This window comes from Vagococcus luciliae, assembly GCF_024637875.1.
Lineage (GTDB): Bacteria > Bacillota > Bacilli > Lactobacillales > Vagococcaceae > Vagococcus > Vagococcus luciliae.
Genome location: NZ_CP102451.1, coordinates 493174 through 512519, shown reverse-complemented (window position 1 = coordinate 512519; position 19346 = coordinate 493174). Strand labels below are relative to the sequence as shown.

Below are 19346 nucleotides of genomic sequence, written 5' to 3'. Positions count from 1 at the left end.
CTCCTTGATTCATTTTCTACGTGATATATCTTAACATAATTTTATCAGATTCATACTCATTTATCCTATTTTTATAGGTACAATTAATCAAATTCAATATCTAATAAATCTAAAATACGTGTTAAATCTGAAGAAGAAAGATATTCGATTTCTATTTTTCCCTTGCCTTCTTTTTCTTGGATATGAACACTTGTGCCAAACTTATCCATTAACCGCTCTTCACTTTCACGGATATAATATGGCTTCGGTTGCTGCTCTTTCTTTTTAACAAGCTCTTTTTTAGGAATATCATTCATTTGTGTGACAATTTGTTCTAATTGTCGGACTGTGAGCCCCTCTTTAATCGCGCGATTGGCTACGACTAAAATATCTTCTTTTTTCTTCAATCCAAGTAATGTTCTCGCCTGTCCCATTGAAAGTGACTCTTTTTGTACTAATTCTTTAACTACTTTCGGTAATGTCAATAAACGTAGATAATTTGCGATATATGGACGACTCTTACCTAATTTTTCAGACAGTTCTACCTGTGTTAAATCCAAATTTTTCATCAACATCTCATATGCTTCTGCTTCTTCAAGAGGATTTAAATCTTCACGTTGTAAGTTTTCTAATACGGCAATCTGCATCATTCGTTCTTCATCAAACTCACGAATAATGGCAGGTATCGTTTCTTTTCCTGCTAATTTAGACGCTCTAAAACGACGTTCTCCCGCAATAATTTCATAACCCTTTACTGATGATTTTCTCACAATAATTGGCTGAAATACACCAGACTGTTTAATCGATGAAGCTAACTCTTCTAGAGCTTTTTCATCAAATGTTTTACGTGGTTGATAAGGATTAGGTCTTAATTCTGCTAACGGAATATCTTGAACAGCCTCTGACTGAATATCTACTTCTTCAATTGTCGATAAATCTTGGAATAATGCATCAATTCCTCGTCCCAATCCTTTATTCTGCTTGCTCACGATTCATCACTTCCTTTGCTAATGCTTGATACACTTCTGCACCTCTTGATTTTGGATCGTAATCAATAATCGCTTTCCCATGGCTTGGTGCTTCAGACAGCCTAACATTTCTTGGAATAATAGTATCATATACACGTTCTCTAAAATAAGTTCTAACCTCTTCTACTACTTCTGAGCCTAAATTGGTTCTGGCATCATACATCGTTAATAAAACTCCTTCAATTCGCAAATCTGGATTAAAGTGTTTTTGTACTAATCGAATAGTATTTAATAGTTGGCTAAGACCTTCTAATGCATAATATTCACATTGCACGGGAATTAAAATAGAATCACTGGAAGTAAATGAATTAATCGTTAAATGTCCTAATGATGGTGGGCAATCAATTAAAACGTAATCATAAGTGTCTTCTACTTCTTGCAACGCTAATTTTAAACGTGACTCTCTTGCCATCATAGACGTTAATTCAATTTCTGCTCCCGATAATTGAATCGTTGCTGGAGCAATATCCATTCCTTCTCGATTAGTTGGTTGAATGACTTCCTTAATAGGAACTTCATTCACTAACACATCATAAATATCTTGGGATACATCTGCTTTTCTAATGCCGATACCACTTGTAGCATTTCCCTGTGCATCCATATCAACTAATAATACTTTTTTACCTGAGTATGCTAAGCACGCTCCTAGATTAACTGTTGTGGTCGTTTTTCCTACGCCACCTTTTTGATTTGCTACGGCAATAATCCTAGCCATAATAGATCCCTCCTTTTTTCTCACTATGTCTAATGACTTATCAGGCATCTTTTATATTAATGGTTTTTTATTAGGTAATCCGGCTTTACGAGGATATTTATTTGGTGTGACTTTCTTTTTATCTATTTCAATAATAAAGCGTTCATCTTCTGTTATAGGTAAACTAACCTCATGTTCTGATACAACTTTACCACCTAGTGTTGCTATTGCTTTTTTAGCTTCTAATAATTCTTCTTCACTCTTAGCTGCTTTCATTGCTAAAAATTGTCCACCTTGTTTAACTAAAGGTAAACACAACTCTGCCAACACATTCAATCTTGCAACAGCTCGAGCTGTCACTAAGTCAAAAGACTCTCGATATAATTTATTTTGTCCAAAGTCTTCCGCTCTTGAATGATACAAATTAACATTATCTAACCCCAATTCTGTTGTTAATTCCGTTAAAAATTTAATACGTTTATTCAACGAATCAACAATCGAAATAGTCATATTAGGGAAAACAATTTTCAAAGGAATACTTGGAAACCCTGCACCCGATCCGACATCACATAAAGTTACTTCCTCTTTTGTCATATCACGTTCAAACGCTAACGTTAATGAGTCATAAAAGTGTTTTAAGTACACTTCTTTTTTGTCTACAATTGCGGTTAGATTTATTTTTTCGTTCCATTCAACAAGGCGTTTAAAATACAATTCAAACTGATTCATTTGTTTATCACTCAACACGATACCCTGTTTTTCCAAACTCTTTTTAAACTCTTCTGGTGTCATTTTTATTCTCCTTCATGTGAAACAATCAGTGTTTCACGGATATGTCCACTTTATCGTATCTATCTTAAAAGTTCAATGCAAATACGTCAGTTTTAATAAAAAAAAGTAAACTTAAATACCGAATAAGTTTACTTTTTCTTGTTTTTTATTTATAAAATGTTTCACGTGAAACATTTCTAATTTACACGACTGTTTTCAAAATACTTGCGTAAAAAAATAACTATATTTTTACGAATTGCTTCACTTTCATTTATACTAGATAATGTATCATTTAAAAAGTCTTCAATTGTTTCATTCGTTACTGATTCATAGCTAAAATAATTAAAACGTCGTTGCTGAAAATCACGTAAGTCTTCAATTATTTGCTTAAATTCATTAAATAGCATTTCTTGGATAAATGGTTCATATTGATTCAACTGATTATCTAACTCATTAAGTGATTCACTACTTCTGACTACTCCATCTTGAATTAATTTAACGTATGTTTCTTCTAACGTTGGTTCACTATTTTCTTTTAACAACTGTAAGCTTCCTTTGATGCTCCTTGTCCTATCTATCGTTTGTTGCAATAAATCAAATAAATTCCAAAACAAATGATACTCTTTTTCATACTGCTTTTGTGTCATAAAAATAAAACTATCTTGTTTTGCTAACATTTTGGCTAGTTCTCTATCTTGCTTTATTTGTTTGCTTTGTATTGTTCGCTGCATTTGATAGGTTAAATAAATTGATACACCACTAATTATTACTGCTAATATAGCCAATCCTATTGTCAAATATGCCATAATAGTCACCTCTTCTCAATTATACCAAAACTCCCCTTAAATTTTATCGCTTTTCCTTAACTATTTATATAAAAAGAAAAGACCTAATATTAGGCCTTTTCACTGTCTATCTTTGCTATTTTACCTTGTTCGATATATACAATTTTTCACTATCAATCATTGTTTTTAGTTGTCATACATGTTGATTTAATAAGATTTATAAAAAACACTACTCATTGATTATCATTTATTTAAATAAAACCGTAGTCAATATCGTAGTCAAAAACTTAGCTTTGGGGCATGACCTATCTGATTAATCAGGTAGGTATTTTTTAATTATATTGTTCTTATTTGATTTAAATAATCTCTAATATTACTTTCCAACATTTCTATACATTCATTTTGTTTTTGTATCAATTCATCTATTTGATTGGGTGCTTCGAAATTTAAAATTTGTTCCAAGCCTAATAATCGATGCTTTTCTTCTATTTCTTTTAAAAGTGATCTAAATACTATAATCAATTCACTTAATAAATTACTAACACTTTTTTTTATGAAAGGAGAATATCGTTTGTTTAAATAATTTAATTCGTGTATTTCTGATTCTAATTTATTACCAGCATTTTTCATTAATACATTTGATTGTTCAATATTTTCCTCAAACATTTCAAATGAGTCAATCCCTTTTAATAAATATTTCTGACAATTTCCTATCGATTGAAATATCTCTAAATATATATCAAACTCTTTTTCATATTGCCTGTTTGTCATAAAAATCATACTATCTTGTTTACTTTTCAATTCAGATAATTCTTTATCTAATCTGTGTTGGTTTTCCTGCAATACTTTATTATCCTGTAACTGATCTTCTTGTAATCTCTTCTGTTTCTTATAATCTAAATACAGTTTTGGGATAAATAGTATTGCTCCTGAGCTTCCTAAAAATGTTAATGTCTCTTTTATTGTGTCTAAGTCCATAGTTTTTACCCCCTCCTTTTATATAAAATTATAACAAATTTATCTCCTCTCAGGAAAAACTCTCACGTGCGAGGTTAAATCTGGGAAAAAGACCCCCAGCACCGGTTCCCAGATTAGAAAAAATAAACCATTTTATTCCGAGGGGGGGATAAAAAAAAGAGACAACTCTTTAAAGTCGTCTCCCTACTATATTATATCTATTTAATATCATCTAAGATAACAAAGTGCGGTTCATGAATTGTTTGTACATCTGCACGTAAATACGCTCTAATCTTAAATTTAAGGTTACTGAATGCATCTCCACCCACTCTAGTTACTTCTAAAGTTACTCCTGTTCTAACTCCGTACCATAACTTAGTAAAGTCGCCCACAATGGCAAAACTTCCATCTTTTTTATCTCCTAAATCATTTGGTACTTGTGTAGTGGTCAATTTATGAGTTAAATTATCATAACTCTTAGGAGCGTTTAAAGGTTGCCCACTAGCATCTACTAACGCATCTAACTCGCCATAAGTTCTAGGTGAATAGATAACTCCATTTGGTGTACCATTAGCAGATAGAATTGATGTTACTGCTTGACTAAAGTCTTTATAGCTATCTAATGATTTTCCTACTTTTTGTTTTTGAATACCGTCTCGATTATAGATTCCTAAAGGCTCTACTTCTGTCCCTGCTCCTAGCAGACCTGCTCTATCTAATTCTAATGCTAATGAGTTTACGATACTTTGAGTAACAATCTCATCAATGTTCAATGCATCTTCTAATAACTCAATAGTTATATCAGACATACCAACTAAAGTTTTTGCTTCAAATTTAACTGGAACAAAGTCGGCATCAGTCTCATTAATCTTTTCTCCCTCTGCTTTCCAATGTGGTTGAATATCTCCCACTTGTTTAGCAAATACAAGAGTAGATGATTCCATCGGTACTGTTCTTGCTCCTGCAGTCATTAATACAGATTGTGCACGAACCATATTAATTAACTCATTAGATAAAGGAGCTGGAATTAATACACCTCCACTACCATCTCGATTAGCAGCAACTACCTCTTGTTCTTTTTCTGCCCCTTGCCATTTACCAGTCGCCATACCTTTAACCAGTTTACCGATGCTCATATTAGAAAATTGTTTTCTTTCATATCCACTTTGATTAGTAAAATATTTTTGTTCAGGTGCTAATATTTGTACTTTCTCGCCATTATGATAAAAATGTTGTTCTTCTTTATTTTTAATATTGATCATACCTTTTTGTTCCAACTCTCTTTCTTTTTCTTTTTCCCATAATTGTTCATCTTCCAGTTTATTCTCATATTTTTCCTTTAATTCTTTATAATAAGGATATTCTTCTATCAATTTTGTTTCAGGAATATCTTTGTGCTCATTAATAAATTCCATCATCTTATTTTTGATATCTTCACTTTTTTCATTCAATTTCATTACCATATTATTTTCCTCTTTCTGTTCCATTAATTTTATTGGATTATTTTTTAATTCATTAACTACTTTTGATTCTTTAAATTTTGCTACTAATTCAACACTTTGAACAACTTCATCACAAAAACCATATCTATAACATTCATCAGCAGACAACCACGTTTCCTTATCTAACAAATCTATCAACTCATTACGATTAATTTTTCCTCCTGATTTATTTAAATAAGCAGATACAGAGCTTTCTCTTATTTTATCCAAATCATCTGCCATCTTTCTCAACTCACTAGCATTTCCATAAGATGCACCTATCATTGGATTATGTATCATCATCATGCTATTTTGTGGCATGATAACCTTATCCCCTGCCATTGCTATAACTGTGGCTATACTGCAAGCTACACCATCTATATGAACTGTTATAAAGGCTTTATGAGTTTTTAGCATATTGTATATTGCTACACCACTAAACACGCTACCTCCATAACTTTGGAGCCTTACCTCTATTTCTTTAATATCCCTAAGTCCTAACAACTCATTTTTTATATCATTTGCACTAACCTCGTTACTATATTCGAGACTATCATCAACAATATCTCCATATATGTATAGCGTGGCTTTTGCTCCCTCAGTTTCTATCTGATAAAATTTTTCTTTCATACTCATTTCCTTTCAATTTGTTTATTTTTATAGTTATAAGGTTTATCTCGAATTAAATTAATTTAGCTGTCCTCCTTTTTTTCTAGTAGTAACAACTTAGAAATCATTGGACAGTTTGGACACTATCTTTTAAACCTTGATATATAAAGGTTTGTAGACTATATTTTTCTTTTATTTTCGACATTTACTTGGACACCTACTTGGACACCATTGGACACCTGTCCAACTTTTTATATTTAGGTGTCCAACCTTTTGTCAATAATTTTTAATTTCAATACCCTGTTATCCTTGATATATCAACATTTTTAAACACCTGTCCAATGTGTCCAATGTTTTTGTAATTCCTGACACTGAAAAATTATTCTTCTTGTAAAATTAACCCAATATATCGCCATACCCTGATACCTGAAATGCTTTGTTTCTTTTTATAGATGCCATATTTTTCTAAATCTTTAGTAAATTTAGGTTGAGACAGTGCTTTTAAATTTTCATCAAAACAAAAATCAGTATATTTATCGTAAATTTTCTTACTTGATTCTCCTGCTTTACTTTCTTTATCAATGATGCAATATTCTTCTATAAATCTAGAAACATGATCTATATCTTTTATCCAATCATCTTTGGCTATCTTCATAGGCTCTGAAATCGTGAAATAGCCACGCTCTAGGGCTTTATAAAACATTCGCATACAATAAAGAGTAAACACTGGTATTTCTTCCTCTATCGCCTTTAAATCATGTTTATTTTTAAATTCATCATCTATAACTCTTGTAAAAGGAATGACATTTAAACGTCTCAACCAACCGTCTGTACTGTCTGACCAACTTGGTAATTTATTCGCAGAGAATATCAATTTGGCAAAGTTTTTAAAATTAAAGCCATCTTTACCTTTTCTTTCTGCCATCAAATAATCACCACCAGTCAAAGACTTTATGAGACCTGTTTGAGAAATAAAACTATCTTCAATCTCTGCAAACAGATTGGCATTTTTTGCAAATAATTGACTTGTTGCAAATCTATTTTGCTTATTAGCTAAATCTGATAAATTAACTGTCGATACATTTTCATCATTCAACATTTTTATAATGTGATTAATAAATACACTCTTGCCGTTTTTACCTTTTCCATGTAAAATAAAGATAGCTTGAAAAGGTTCATAGCTTCTGTAAAAGCAATAACCTATCATTTCGGATAAATGTATTACTGATAAATCGTCTCCAGTTAAGTCTTTAAGCCATTCTAAAGTCTTGACTGGTCTTTTTTTGTCCTCTGTGTCAATCGCATATTGATGAGACTGAAAAATATAATTCTGTGGATCATGTGGCTCTAATTTGTCGGTTTTAAAATTGTATGTTCCATTTTGAAAACTAACTAGATTAGGATTGCTATTATTAAATGGATTATCTTTGGTAGTTGTGTCATAACTTTTTATCAAGATAAATCGTTTAACATCAGATAATGTTTTTGTACTCCATTTACCAACACTTTCTAATTTCTCAGTGATATAAGCATCTAAAAAGTCATTTAAATCATCTACTCGCCAAATACCTTTATCGGCTTGAAATCTTGCTCCATAAGTCAATGAACCAGTTCTAATAATTGGTATTTCTTTCATAACGGCATAGCCTAATTTATTAGGTAGTACTTTACTATCGCCATTTTCTTTAAAATATATCCAATCAGGTTCCGTCTCTTTTTTTTGATTTAATAATTCTTGATTTTCTTTTATAAATTCTTTTGTTTCATCAGGTATGTGTTTCAAACAATAACCCCCCTCCTAGTTTCTTTTTTAACCATACTTTTAAATATGGTGTTTACTTCATCATCAGATAAAGGAGCGTCTATAAAATTTTCATTTACTACCAAAAGTAACGTGTAAATCGTTTCTAAATCTGTTCCTAAAGACAAACACTTAGCAACAAATCTCATTAAAAAATCATTCCTGTTTCCCTCAGTTGCCCCTGCTACCATATCTTTTAAAAATGTTGCAGTGTACTTCACTTTTCGAGTGTTCTCAGGAGCATTCTGAGGCATTCTATTTTTTTGAGTTGAATGATTATCCCTAGAAATTGACAGAGCTTTTAATAAAAAATCAGGTAATTCTGCCAATATGGTTATATCCCCACTAATAACTTGGTAAGGACTATTTTTTACAATACTTGGTGGAGCTACTATATATGAGTTATCAGAAATAATATCTATTCCTTTAAATCTATTTATCTGCCTATCTATTGTTACGCCATCAGGATATTTAAAATAGATATGTTCCCCTCCTGATGCTGTCTTTACTCTAAAAGTTTCGGGTAGCTTGCCAAAATGATTTTCTAAAGTTTCCAATGATTTAAATCCATCTTCTTTATGGACATCAATATCTAAAACAACCAACGCACTTTCTTTTCCTGTTCTAATACCAATATTGGAAGAAATAGCCTGTTCACTACTCAACCAATAATCTGCAATGATACTTTGGTCAGTTGTCGCAGTGTGAAAACCTCTAGAAAAATCTTCACTCTTTACTGGCATCTTATTATTTGGGACTAATGGCAAAATGGGAAAACCTAATTCAGCGTATTTTAAAGCTATATCTAATGTGCTAAAATCGTTCATACTATCACTCCTAATCTAGTGAGTTTATACATTCATTCAATATTTGAAATAATTCTTCTAATTCAAAATCAACATAATTAAATGTAGTTTCCATTTTTCTGCCTATTCTTTCAAAATCATAAAGTTTTAAATTGCACTGTTCTCGTGTATCACTTTCTTTTGATTTGACATCATCAAATACTTCTGCTGCAAAAAACAAATTATTTTGAATAAACGATATTTTCATTAACGCATCTTCTAATTCTTTTCCAATTTTCTTATTATTCATCTTTATAATCTCCCTTTTCATATTCCAATCATGCCCCTCAGCATTCGTTTATATACTATGATTTTCGATAAATTTTCTTACTTCTTGTTTGCTAATTTTTTGAATACCATCAACAGAAAATACTTTTAAACCCATATCAATAAATTTCTTCAATGTATTACGACTAACTCCGATATACTGGCAACATTCTCCCAAACTCATATATTCAGGTAGGTTAGTCTTTTTTATTTCCTCTTGAATAAATGGCTTTAACTCTATTACTGCATCACTTACAAATTTTTTTGAAAATTCTTTGGTTAACTCTATTTGGTCAATTTTTAAATTCATAATAACCTCCATCAAGTCGTTTTACGTCGGTTTTAAATTAAAAAAATATATCTTTAACGCTAACATCAGGATTTATCCTGTTTATAACTTCTGAAAATTTTTTTATTTCATAATCTTTGAAATTACTATAACCTTTCTCTTTTTTTCTATAAGTGCTTTCAGCAATACCTAATACTTCACTCATTTCTTTTTGTGTTAATCCTGCCATATTTCTATAACCTTTTATTTTATTCATTATTACACTCCTTTTCTTTTTGCGTCGTTTTACGTCGGTTATAAATCGAGTATAATGATTTTATAATTGGTTGTCAATACTTTTTCGTCGTTTTGCGTAGATTTTTTTTATAATGTATGCTATTTTATTCTCAGGAGGATATATAAATAATGAAAAATAATCTTGATAAAAAATCCATAGGTCAACGAATTAAAGCAATTAGAATTCAAAATAGTATGACTATGAAAGACTTCGGAAAAAAATTTGATCCTGTGGCTAGCGATAGTATTGTGTCCAGATGGGAAAGGGGTATCTCTGTACCAAATACTTCACGTCTAAAACAAATAGCAGAAATAGGAAAAGTCTCCATGAGTTATCTCTTATATGGTAAAGAACTTGATGTTTTTTCTGGTCTAAATGATAAATTAAATGATGTAGTTAACAATCTAAATAATGAAGCAAATAAACAATATATAGACAGTGTAAATTACATATCTAATTTTGATTTCTCTACACTCAATACTCTAGACTTATACGATATTGCTATTTTTTTAAAGAGTTTTGATAAATCTAATAATGATTATAAATACCAATTTTTTAAAGATGTTACAAACGTCTTAACAGACTTTATTGATAGTGAATCTGATAAAGATGATTTGATTCAAGCAAGAGATAAAATTATAAATGAATTAAATAAATATATTGATAGCTTAGACTAATTAAATTACCTCCACTCATGCCCCTCAGCTGTAACATGAGGAGGAATTAATTTAGAATGGCACAAATAAAATCATATACAAAAAAAGACGGTACTAAGGCATACATGTATAAAGTATATCTTGGTATTGATCCAATTACTGGTAAAGAAAAAAGAACAACAAGAAGAAATTTCTCTACAAAAAAAGAAGCCCAAATTTCTATATCAAGACTTTTACTTGATATAGAAAAAAATGGACTTCAACAAAACAATGATATTAAGGGTATAAAGACATTTAACCAATTATATGAAGTATGGTTTGAACAACACTCAAAAGATATAAAAAATACCACTATACAAAGAATAAGGCAATACTTTACTAATCATATACTACCAAAAATGGGAGAAATGCCGCTCGTTAAAATCACACCGTTATTCTGTCAAAAATGTTTAAATGAATGGTCTGAAAAACTAGCTACATACAAGCAAATGAAAACCTATATAAACATGGTATTCAAATATGGCATTCTAATCAACGTAATAGACGATAACCCCATGATTAGGACTATTACACCTAAACAGAAAAACAAAGCACCTAAGGACGTGTCAGAGAGCTTTTATACTAAAGAAGAACTAAAACAATTCTTTAAATGTTTAGAAAAGCTAAATGATAAACGAGCATATACTTTTTTTAGAATATTAGCATTTTTAGGACTAAGGAAAGGCGAGTGTATGGCTCTGCTTTGGAAAGATATAGATTTTATTAATAAAACTATTACCATCAATAAAACATTAGTAGAGCTGCAAGATGGTAGTTTAGTGGTCAACTCAACCAAAACAGAATCTTCCAATAGAATCATTAAAATGGACGATAGGACTAGCAAGATACTCAGAGAATGGAAAAACCACATCATCAGAGAAAAATTCGCTCTAGGAATTAGAGAAGATAATTTTTCAGACAATGTGGTATTTTGTAATTCTGTATTAGATCGTGAACAACAATATCTATATAAGTCTTATCCAAATCAAGTTATGAATAAGGTTAAAAGGAATTTTCCAAAAATGAAAATAATCAAGGTTCATGATTTTAGAAAAACAAATGCATCTTTATTATTTGAATCAGGAGCCAGCATTAAAGACGTGTCTCAACGATTGGGACATAAAAACACAAAAGTTACGACTGATATATACGTAATGGTCACGCCCACTAAACAGAATGAAACAACAGAATTATTTGCTAGCTATATGAATTTCTAAAACCGTAGTCAATATCGTAGTCAATTAGTTTCTGATGGTTTATATCGCTTGTAAAACATTGATAAATCAACGTTTATTCTTTGATTTTTGCTATTTTCCCTTGTTCGATATAAACCATCAAAATGCTTATATCTGAAGGATTAACGCCACTTATTCGACTTGCTTGTGCAATTGTTTCTGGGCGGATTTTTTCTAATTTTTGAACTGCTTCTGTTGCTAAGCTGTTTATTGCTTTATAATCAATATTTTCTGGGATACGTTTTGCTTCCATACGCTTTAATTTTTCAACTTTATCTTTTGCTTTTTTAATATATCCTTCATACTTCACTTGAATTTCTACTTGTTCAATCACATAACGAGGTAATTGTTTTTCAGGTTTTGGTATAAATTGACTCAAATCACGATAAGTAATTTCAGGGCGTTTTAGAAAATCGCGTGCTAAAATTCCATCTTTTAGTGGAGCCAATTCTTTTTCTTCTAAAAATGCTTGAATGTCTTTTGTTGGTTTCAAACGAATTTTTCCTAAACGTTTCAATTCACTTTCTACCATCTCTTTTTTCTCTTGGTATTGATTGAAACGTAATTCATCAACCAATCCAATCTCATGTCCCATCTCTGTTAAACGTAAATCAGCGTTATCATGACGTAATAGTAAACGATACTCTGCACGAGATGTTAGCAGTCGATAAGGTTCATTTGTTCCTTTCGTTACCAAATCGTCGATTAATACTCCAATGTACGCATCACTTCTTTTTAAAATAAATGGTTCTTTGCCTTGTATTTTTAAAGCAGCATTTATTCCTGCCATTAATCCTTGACAAGCCGCTTCTTCATACCCTGATGTTCCATTAGTTTGTCCTGCTGTATAAAGACCTGAAATCTTCATTGTTTCAAGTGTTGGACGTAATTGATGGGGCACAACGACATCATACTCAATCGCATAACCACTACGCATAATTTTCGCTTTTTCCAATCCTTCAATGCTTTGAACCATCTCTTTTTGGACATCTTCTGGTAATGAAGTTGACAGACCTTGAACATAGACTTCTTCAGTATGTTCTCCTTCTGGTTCTAAAAAGATTTGGTGACGAGGTTTATCACTAAAGCGAACGATTTTATCTTCAATAGATGGACAATATCTTGCCCCTACACCTTCAACAATCCCTGTAAACATTGGCGCACGATGTAAATTGTCGCGAATAACTGTATGTGTATCTAAGTTTGTATAAGTTAACCAACATGGTAATTGATCGGTACGGTACTGATCATCTGTGCTTTCAAAACTAAAATGGTTGGGTTGTTTGTCCCCTGGTTGTTCTTCTGTCACTGAATAATCAATCGTACTTGATTTTACTCGTGGCGGTGTCCCTGTTTTAAATCGTTCTATCTCTAATCCAATTTCTTTTAAGTTATTTGCTAAACCAATTGACGGCAATGAGTTATTTGGGCCTGAAGAATACTTCAATTCACCAATAATAATTTCACCACGTAGCGCTGTACCAGCAGTAATAATAACTGCTTTACTTGTGTATCGTGTCCCTGTACTCAGCTCAACACCATAACAAACGTCATCTTTAACTAGTAATTTCTCAACGATACCTTGTTTAACGACTAGATTATCTTCTTTTTCTAATGTGTGTTTCAATTCAGATTGATAAGCATGTTTATCTGCTTGCGCTCGTAGGGCTCTTACAGCTGGACCTTTACCAGTATTTAGCATACGCATTTGAATATACGTTTTATCAATGTTACGTCCCATCTCACCACCCAATGCGTCAATTTCACGGACAACCACCCCTTTGGCCGGTCCTCCAATTGATGGGTTACATGGCATAAAACCAATCATATCTAAATTCAGTGTCACAAGTAACGTACTCATGCCCATTCTTGCCGCGGCTAAAGAGGCTTCTGAACCTGCATGCCCTCCACCAACGACAATGACATCATAATCTCTCAATTCAGTATTTTTCATTAATATTAATCTCCTTATTTTCCTAAACAGAACTGACTAAATAACTGGGTGATTAATTCATCCTGAACATTTTCACCCATAATTTCTCCTAATAAGTCCCAAGCTCTTGTCATATCAATTTGTAATAAATCTACAGGCATCTCAGACTCTATTCCCTCTAACACTTCATCAAGAGCCATATCAGCTTGTTCTAGCAATGCTACGTGTCTTGTGTTAGAAATATATGTTGCATCTTTTTCAGATGTATTAGAAGCAAAAAATGTGTCTTTGATTAACTGTTCTAATAAATCAATACCTCTACCTTCTAAAACAGATATTGGTAAAAATGGTGTTTCACCTAATAGATTTTGTAACTCATTTTTATCTAATTTGTTTGGTAAATCATTTTTGTTTAGTAAGACAATACGTTGCATATCTTTTGTTAGAGAGATTAGCTCACGATCCATCTCTGTCATAGATTCACTTTGATTTAACACAAGTAACACTAAGTCTGCTTCAGATAATGCTTTTCGACTTCGTTCTACCCCTATTTTTTCAACAATATCTTCTGTTTCACGAATACCTGCCGTATCAATTAATTTTAACGGCACACCACGTACATTAACAAACTCTTCTATAACGTCTCTTGTTGTTCCTTCTACATCTGTTACAATGGCTTTATCTTCTCGTAATAAATCATTTAATAGACTTGATTTTCCTACATTAGGACGCCCAATAATCGCTGTTGCTAATCCTTCTCGTAGGATTTTCCCTTGCGTTGCTGTTTCTAACAAATGAGAAATATCCTCTTTTACTTCCAAAGCTTTTTCTTTCATCAGTATAGTGGTCATTTCTTCTACATCGTCATACTCTGGATAATCTATATTTACCTCTACTTGTGCTAACGCAACTAATAATTTTTGTCTTAACGAATGAATTAATTGTGATAATCGTCCATCAAGTTGACCTAAAGCTAAGTCCATTGATTCACTTGTTTTAGCTTGTATTAAGTCCATCACTGCTTCTGCTTGAGATAGATCCATACGACCATTTAAAAACGCACGCTTGGTAAATTCTCCTGGTTCAGCTAATCTTGCTCCTTGTCTCAATAACAACTGTAATACTTGATTAGCTACAACCATTCCACCATGACAATTTATTTCAACAACGTTTTCACGCGTAAATGTTTTGGGTTCTAACATAACAGAATACATCACTTCATCAATCACTTGATTCGTTTTTGGGTCTTTAATATGCCCATAATGAATCGTATGGGTGTCAACTTTAGTTAAATCTTTTTCTGTATAATTTGTCACGCTTTGAGCAATCCTTACTGCATCTTCTCCACTTAAGCGAACAATGCTAATGGCTCCCTCACCTGGTGGTGTTGATATCGCTACAATCGTATCAAACTCTTTTGTAATATTCATTTTTACCTTCCTTTCTTAAAAAATGCATATAAAAAAGTGCCCACTCCACCCCTTCATTTATCCCTTAAGCATAAATAAAAAAGTAGATAAGCACTTTGACTGCTATCTCATTTATAATCATAGAAATAATAGCATACTTTTATAGCTATTGACAATGGATATGATAACAAAAAAAGAAGCCATACAAGGGATGTATGACTCAATAAAATTATTTTTTTAATTCAACGACTAAATAACGATGAGGTTCGTTACCTTCAGAGTGCGTTTTAATGTCCTTTTCATTTGATAAAATCGAATGAACTTGTTTTCGTTCAAACGCAGGCATTGGCTCTAAAAATACAGGTTGAGCAGTATCTCTTACCTTATGAACTGCTTGATTAGCTAATCGTTTAATGATTGCTTCTCGTCTTTCCCGGTAATCTCCAACATTCACTATAATAGTTAATCGATTTTTAACTAAACGATGAATATAAACCTGTGATAAATACTGAATAGCATTTAATACTTTGCCATGTTTACCAATCAACAAACCTTTTTTATCTGTGTCTAAATGTAATACCACATGATTATCATCACGTTGGATTCTCACCATTGCTGGTGCTCCTAAAGCCGTTGTTATATCTGTTAAATACAGTGATAACTCCGTAATAGCCTCATCAAGTGATATGTCTTGTGATTCAGATGGAGTTTCTTTTATTTCTTCTTTAACTGGCTCTTGATATTCTACCATTACTTCAGAGTCTATTTTTGGTTCTTCGATAATTTCTGTCGTTACTTGAATGTCTTCAACTTCTTCTATCTCTTTTTCTTTGGCATTAATAGACACAATCGCTTCTTTTTTACCAATTCCTAGAAATCCTTTTTTACCCTCTTCAATAATGGAGATATCCGCATCGACACGATTTATACCAAGTGAAGCCAAACCTTTTTTTATAGCTTGATCAACAGTTTCTCCCGTAAATGTTGGCATGATACGAACCCCCTCAGTTTATTTTTTTCGTTTTTTTGGAGCATTTGCTTTACGCAGTGCTTTTTCTAATTCTTTTTTTCGTTGTTCTTCTGCTTCTTGTTCACGTCTAATCTTAAATGGATTATTAATCAATAATGTTTGAATTACTTGGAATGCATTTGATATTACCCAATATAATGATAATCCACTGGCCAAATTAATTCCCATAAATAAGATCATGACAGGCATAACATAATTCATAGCCTTCATTGTACCTTGAACATCTGACTGACTCATTGTTGTTAATCTTGTACTAATAAAAGTAAAGATTGCGGCAAGTATTGGTAAAATAAACGTTGGATCGGGTTTACCTAACTCTAACCATAAAAATGTTCCTTCTGTTAATGCAGGAATACGAGAAATTGCTTGCCACAATGCCATCATGATTGGAAGTTGTACCACTAAAGGTAAACAGCCTGATAACGGATTAACTCCTGCATCACTGTATAACCGTTGCTGCTCTTCTTGTAATTTTCTAACCGTTTCAGAATCTTTTGAAGCATACTTTTCTTGTAATTCTTTTAATTTTGGTTGTAATTCTTGCGTTTTACGCATGCTTTTTGTCTGATAATGCATTAAAGGTAATAGAATAATCCTAACAATAATCGTAAATAGAATAATCCCAATACCAGGATGCCCAAAAGATAACGCTTTTATCGCTTGACCGAAATAATAAACAATATATCGATCCCATAAACCGGCACTACTTTGATTGATTTCACCTGTACCACATCCTGTCAAAATAAAGACAAGAACAAACATGGACAGAATAAACAGCCATTTTTTCTTATTTTTCACTGACTAACCCTCTCTTATTTCATTAAATTAGCTAATTTAAACACATGCTGAATATTTTTCTTTACTTCATCTAAAGATAAATTAATGACTTGAGGTCTTGCAATTAATACAATATTGTAATTCGATTGAACCATCTCCTTCATATCATACAGAGATGTTCTCATTAATCGTTTCACCCGATTACGCATAACAGCATTTCCTACTTTTTTGCCAACAGATAATCCTACACGAAAATGAACATTTTCAGGCGACTCATAGACATACACTATAAAATTTCTATTTGCAAAAGATTGCTTATTCTCAATAATTTTTTGAAACTCTTTTTCTTTTTTAATTCGATACGCTTTTTTCATATTAAATCACTCTTATCATAGCATAAAGTTCGCTTTTTTTTTAATTTATTATAAAAAAAAATCACTGATTCGTAGAGTCAGTGATTTATGCTGCTAATACTTTTCTTCCTTTACGACGTCTACTTGCTAATACACGGCGACCGTTTTTAGTACTCATACGTTTGCGGAAACCATGAACTTTTTGACGTTTACGTTTTTTTGGTTGATATGTTCTTTTCATTCTCATACACCTCCTATAAACTAATATGCTTTCTAAATAATCACATTAGACAGACTATGACATTATACAAATAAAACAGTCATTTTGTCAACTTTATTTAAAATCTTTCTCATTATATAGTTATCCACATTAACTTTTTTTTACTCACACTCCTGTTAAAAGTTAGACATATCTTATTTTTTATTCATAACTTTGGTACTAGTTATCAACAAAATAACAACTTGTTAAAAAGTTATTAGCATTATTAAAAAAAACTGTTAAAAACTCTTTTAAAGTTTTAAGAACAAACTTTATAACTTGTTGATAAGTTGTGGAAAAATGAAACTAGCTTAAAGAATATCCACAATTATTCCCATCTTGTTGATAACTTTTATTAAGATATAAAAATAAAATATCCACAAGTAAAATATTCAGTGGAAAACTTTTTTTTTAAGTGATAGAATAGAAAAGACTATATAAGTTAGGGGGGTAACTATGCCCGATTTTAATTTTATCTGGAAAGAACTTGTTGAAAACTATAGAAAAACACTAACTCCTCCAAGTTTTAGCGCTTGGATTGGTCCTGCAAAACCAATAACATTGCAAAATAATATATTAACAATTGAGCTACCATCAGATTTACACAAAAACTACTGGGAAAAAAACTTGGCTGCAAAAATTGTAGAAACAGGTTTCGAATTAACAGGTGAAGAAATTACGCCTATTTTTATTATTCAAGATGATGAACCACAAATAAATGAATCAAAAAAAGAATCTCCAACCGAACTACCAAATATCGTAAAAAAAAATAGCAAAAAAGCTTTACTTAATTCAAAATACACATTTGATACATTTGTTATTGGTAAAGGTAATCAGATGGCCCATGCTGCTGCGTTAGTAGTATCAGAAGATCCGGGAGCTACATATAATCCTTTATTTTTCTACGGTGGCGTTGGTCTAGGAAAAACACATTTAATGCATGCAATTGGACATCAAATGCTTTCAAATAATGTTGATGCTAAAATAAAATATGTCACAAGTGAATCCTTTGCAAATGACTATATTAATTCAATTAAAAATAATAAATCCGAAGATTTTAGACAAGAATATCGAAACGTCGATTTATTATTAGTGGATGACATTCAATTTTTTGCTGACAAAGAGGGAACACAAGAAGAATTTTTCCATACGTTCAATACTCTTTATAATGAAGGGCATCAAATTGTCTTAACCAGTGATCGATTACCAAATGAGATTCCGAAATTACAAGAACGACTTGTTTCAAGATTTGCTTGGGGATTATCAGTAGATATTACTCCTCCTGATTTAGAGACACGAATTGCCATATTACGAAAAAAAGCTGATGCTGAAGGTTTGGAAATTCCTGATGACACATTATCATACATTGCAGGCCAAATTGATTCAAATATACGTGAACTTGAAGGGGCTCTTGTCCGTGTCCAAGCTTTTTCTACAATGAAAGGGCAAGATATTACAACTAGTTTAGCTGCCGATGCTTTAAAAAGTTTAAAACCAATTAAAGAAAAAAGTGAATTATCCATTCTAAGTATTCAAGAAGAAGTTTGTAAATATTATCATTTACAATTAAAAGATTTAAAAGGAAAAAAACGTGTCAAAACAATAGTCGTTCCAAGACAAATAGCAATGTATCTCTCAAGAGAGCTAACAGATAATTCCCTGCCAAAAATTGGTGCAGAATTTGGTGGTAAAGATCACACCACTGTTATACATGCTCATGAAAAAATTCAACAATTAATTGAAAAAGATGTTACCATACAAAAAGAAGTAAATGATATCAAACAAACATTACTTTCTTAATTGTGGAAAACAAAAAAAATATCATTAAGTTATCCACATGTTATTAACAAGAAAAACACCTTATCAGTTATA

Annotated in this window: 20 protein-coding genes; 3 read left to right on the top strand and 17 right to left on the bottom strand. The window is 31.7% G+C overall.

The window, feature by feature from the left end; translation table 11 throughout:
• Nucleotides 1–83: 83 nt before the first annotated feature.
• The 11 genes from G314FT_RS02610 to G314FT_RS02560 all read right to left on the bottom strand — a co-directional run bounded on the left by G314FT_RS02610 (nt 84) and on the right by G314FT_RS02560 (nt 9762).
• The gene (locus G314FT_RS02610; protein WP_257701960.1) at nt 84–968 is read right to left on the bottom strand and encodes a ParB/RepB/Spo0J family partition protein; all 885 of its coding nucleotides are present in this window, start codon (nt 966–968) and stop codon (nt 84–86) included.
• Nucleotides 952–1722, bottom strand: coding sequence for a ParA family protein (locus tag G314FT_RS02605; protein WP_257701959.1), 771 nt, complete (start codon nt 1720–1722; stop codon nt 952–954). The genes G314FT_RS02610 and G314FT_RS02605 overlap by 17 nt, the downstream gene beginning before the upstream one ends.
• A 51-nt stretch (nt 1723–1773) precedes the next feature.
• Nucleotides 1774–2493, bottom strand: coding sequence for a 16S rRNA (guanine(527)-N(7))-methyltransferase RsmG (rsmG, locus tag G314FT_RS02600; protein ID WP_257701958.1), 720 nt, complete (start codon nt 2491–2493; stop codon nt 1774–1776).
• Nucleotides 2494–2669: 176 nt separating this feature from the next.
• Nucleotides 2670–3278, bottom strand: coding sequence for a hypothetical protein (locus tag G314FT_RS02595; protein WP_257701957.1), 609 nt, complete (start codon nt 3276–3278; stop codon nt 2670–2672).
• A 315-nt stretch (nt 3279–3593) separates the two neighbouring features.
• Nucleotides 3594–4235 carry a hypothetical protein gene (locus G314FT_RS02590; protein WP_257701956.1) on the bottom strand — a complete coding sequence of 214 codons (642 nt, stop codon included), beginning with the start codon at nt 4233–4235 and terminating at the stop codon, nt 3594–3596.
• A 197-nt stretch (nt 4236–4432) separates the two neighbouring features.
• Nucleotides 4433–6325, bottom strand: a complete 1893-nt coding sequence (locus G314FT_RS02585) for a head maturation protease, ClpP-related (RefSeq protein WP_257701955.1) — start codon at nt 6323–6325, stop codon at nt 4433–4435.
• 358 nt (nt 6326–6683) lie between these two features.
• On the bottom strand, nt 6684–8087 hold the full coding sequence (locus G314FT_RS02580; RefSeq protein WP_257701954.1) for a DNA primase family protein: 1404 nt from the start codon (nt 8085–8087) through the stop codon (nt 6684–6686).
• Entirely contained in the window at nt 8084–8932 is an 849-nt protein-coding gene (locus tag G314FT_RS02575) for a bifunctional DNA primase/polymerase (RefSeq protein ID WP_257701953.1), read from the bottom strand. Before G314FT_RS02575 ends, G314FT_RS02580 begins: the two co-directional genes overlap by 4 nt.
• A 10-nt stretch (nt 8933–8942) precedes the next feature.
• Complete coding sequence (locus tag G314FT_RS02570; protein WP_257701952.1) at nt 8943–9200, bottom strand: hypothetical protein; 258 nt, start codon at nt 9198–9200, stop codon at nt 8943–8945.
• Nucleotides 9201–9248: 48 nt separating this feature from the next.
• Nucleotides 9249–9527, bottom strand: a complete 279-nt coding sequence (locus G314FT_RS02565) for a helix-turn-helix domain-containing protein (RefSeq protein ID WP_257701951.1) — start codon at nt 9525–9527, stop codon at nt 9249–9251.
• A gap of 37 nt (nt 9528–9564) precedes the next feature.
• Complete coding sequence (locus tag G314FT_RS02560) at nt 9565–9762, bottom strand: helix-turn-helix transcriptional regulator (RefSeq protein ID WP_257701950.1); 198 nt, start codon at nt 9760–9762, stop codon at nt 9565–9567.
• A gap of 149 nt (nt 9763–9911) precedes the next feature.
• Between G314FT_RS02560 and G314FT_RS02555 the strand changes: the two genes are divergently transcribed.
• Together G314FT_RS02555 and G314FT_RS02550 are read left to right on the top strand one after the other, a co-directional pair.
• Nucleotides 9912–10460, top strand: a complete 549-nt coding sequence (locus G314FT_RS02555) for a helix-turn-helix domain-containing protein (RefSeq protein WP_257701949.1) — start codon at nt 9912–9914, stop codon at nt 10458–10460.
• A gap of 56 nt (nt 10461–10516) precedes the next feature.
• A complete protein-coding gene (locus tag G314FT_RS02550) occupies nt 10517–11695 on the top strand; it encodes a site-specific integrase (RefSeq protein WP_257701948.1) in 1179 nt (392 codons plus the stop codon).
• Nucleotides 11696–11768: 73 nt separating this feature from the next.
• Here G314FT_RS02550 and mnmG read toward each other — a convergent pair whose 3' ends face one another.
• The 6 genes from mnmG to rpmH all read right to left on the bottom strand — a co-directional run bounded on the left by mnmG (nt 11769) and on the right by rpmH (nt 17456).
• Nucleotides 11769–13667: a tRNA uridine-5-carboxymethylaminomethyl(34) synthesis enzyme MnmG gene (mnmG, locus tag G314FT_RS02545; protein ID WP_257701947.1), complete on the bottom strand. Its 1899-nt coding sequence runs from the start codon at nt 13665–13667 to the stop codon at nt 11769–11771.
• Between the two features lie 14 nt (nt 13668–13681).
• Complete coding sequence (mnmE, locus tag G314FT_RS02540; RefSeq protein ID WP_257701946.1) at nt 13682–15076, bottom strand: tRNA uridine-5-carboxymethylaminomethyl(34) synthesis GTPase MnmE; 1395 nt, start codon at nt 15074–15076, stop codon at nt 13682–13684.
• A gap of 208 nt (nt 15077–15284) precedes the next feature.
• Entirely contained in the window at nt 15285–16046 is a 762-nt protein-coding gene (jag, locus tag G314FT_RS02535) for an RNA-binding cell elongation regulator Jag/EloR (protein WP_257701945.1), read from the bottom strand.
• Between the two features lie 18 nt (nt 16047–16064).
• Entirely contained in the window at nt 16065–16847 is a 783-nt protein-coding gene (locus tag G314FT_RS02530; protein WP_257702486.1) for a YidC/Oxa1 family membrane protein insertase, read from the bottom strand.
• Between the two features lie 50 nt (nt 16848–16897).
• A complete protein-coding gene (gene rnpA / locus G314FT_RS02525; RefSeq protein ID WP_257701944.1) occupies nt 16898–17236 on the bottom strand; it encodes a ribonuclease P protein component in 339 nt (112 codons plus the stop codon).
• A gap of 85 nt (nt 17237–17321) precedes the next feature.
• Nucleotides 17322–17456: a 50S ribosomal protein L34 gene (gene rpmH, locus G314FT_RS02520; protein ID WP_071457793.1), complete on the bottom strand. Its 135-nt coding sequence runs from the start codon at nt 17454–17456 to the stop codon at nt 17322–17324.
• Nucleotides 17457–17930: 474 nt separating this feature from the next.
• Here rpmH and dnaA point away from each other — a divergent pair, with 474 nt between their 5' ends.
• Nucleotides 17931–19274, top strand: coding sequence for a chromosomal replication initiator protein DnaA (dnaA, locus tag G314FT_RS02515; RefSeq protein WP_257701943.1), 1344 nt, complete (start codon nt 17931–17933; stop codon nt 19272–19274).
• Nucleotides 19275–19346: the final 72 nt, after the last annotated feature.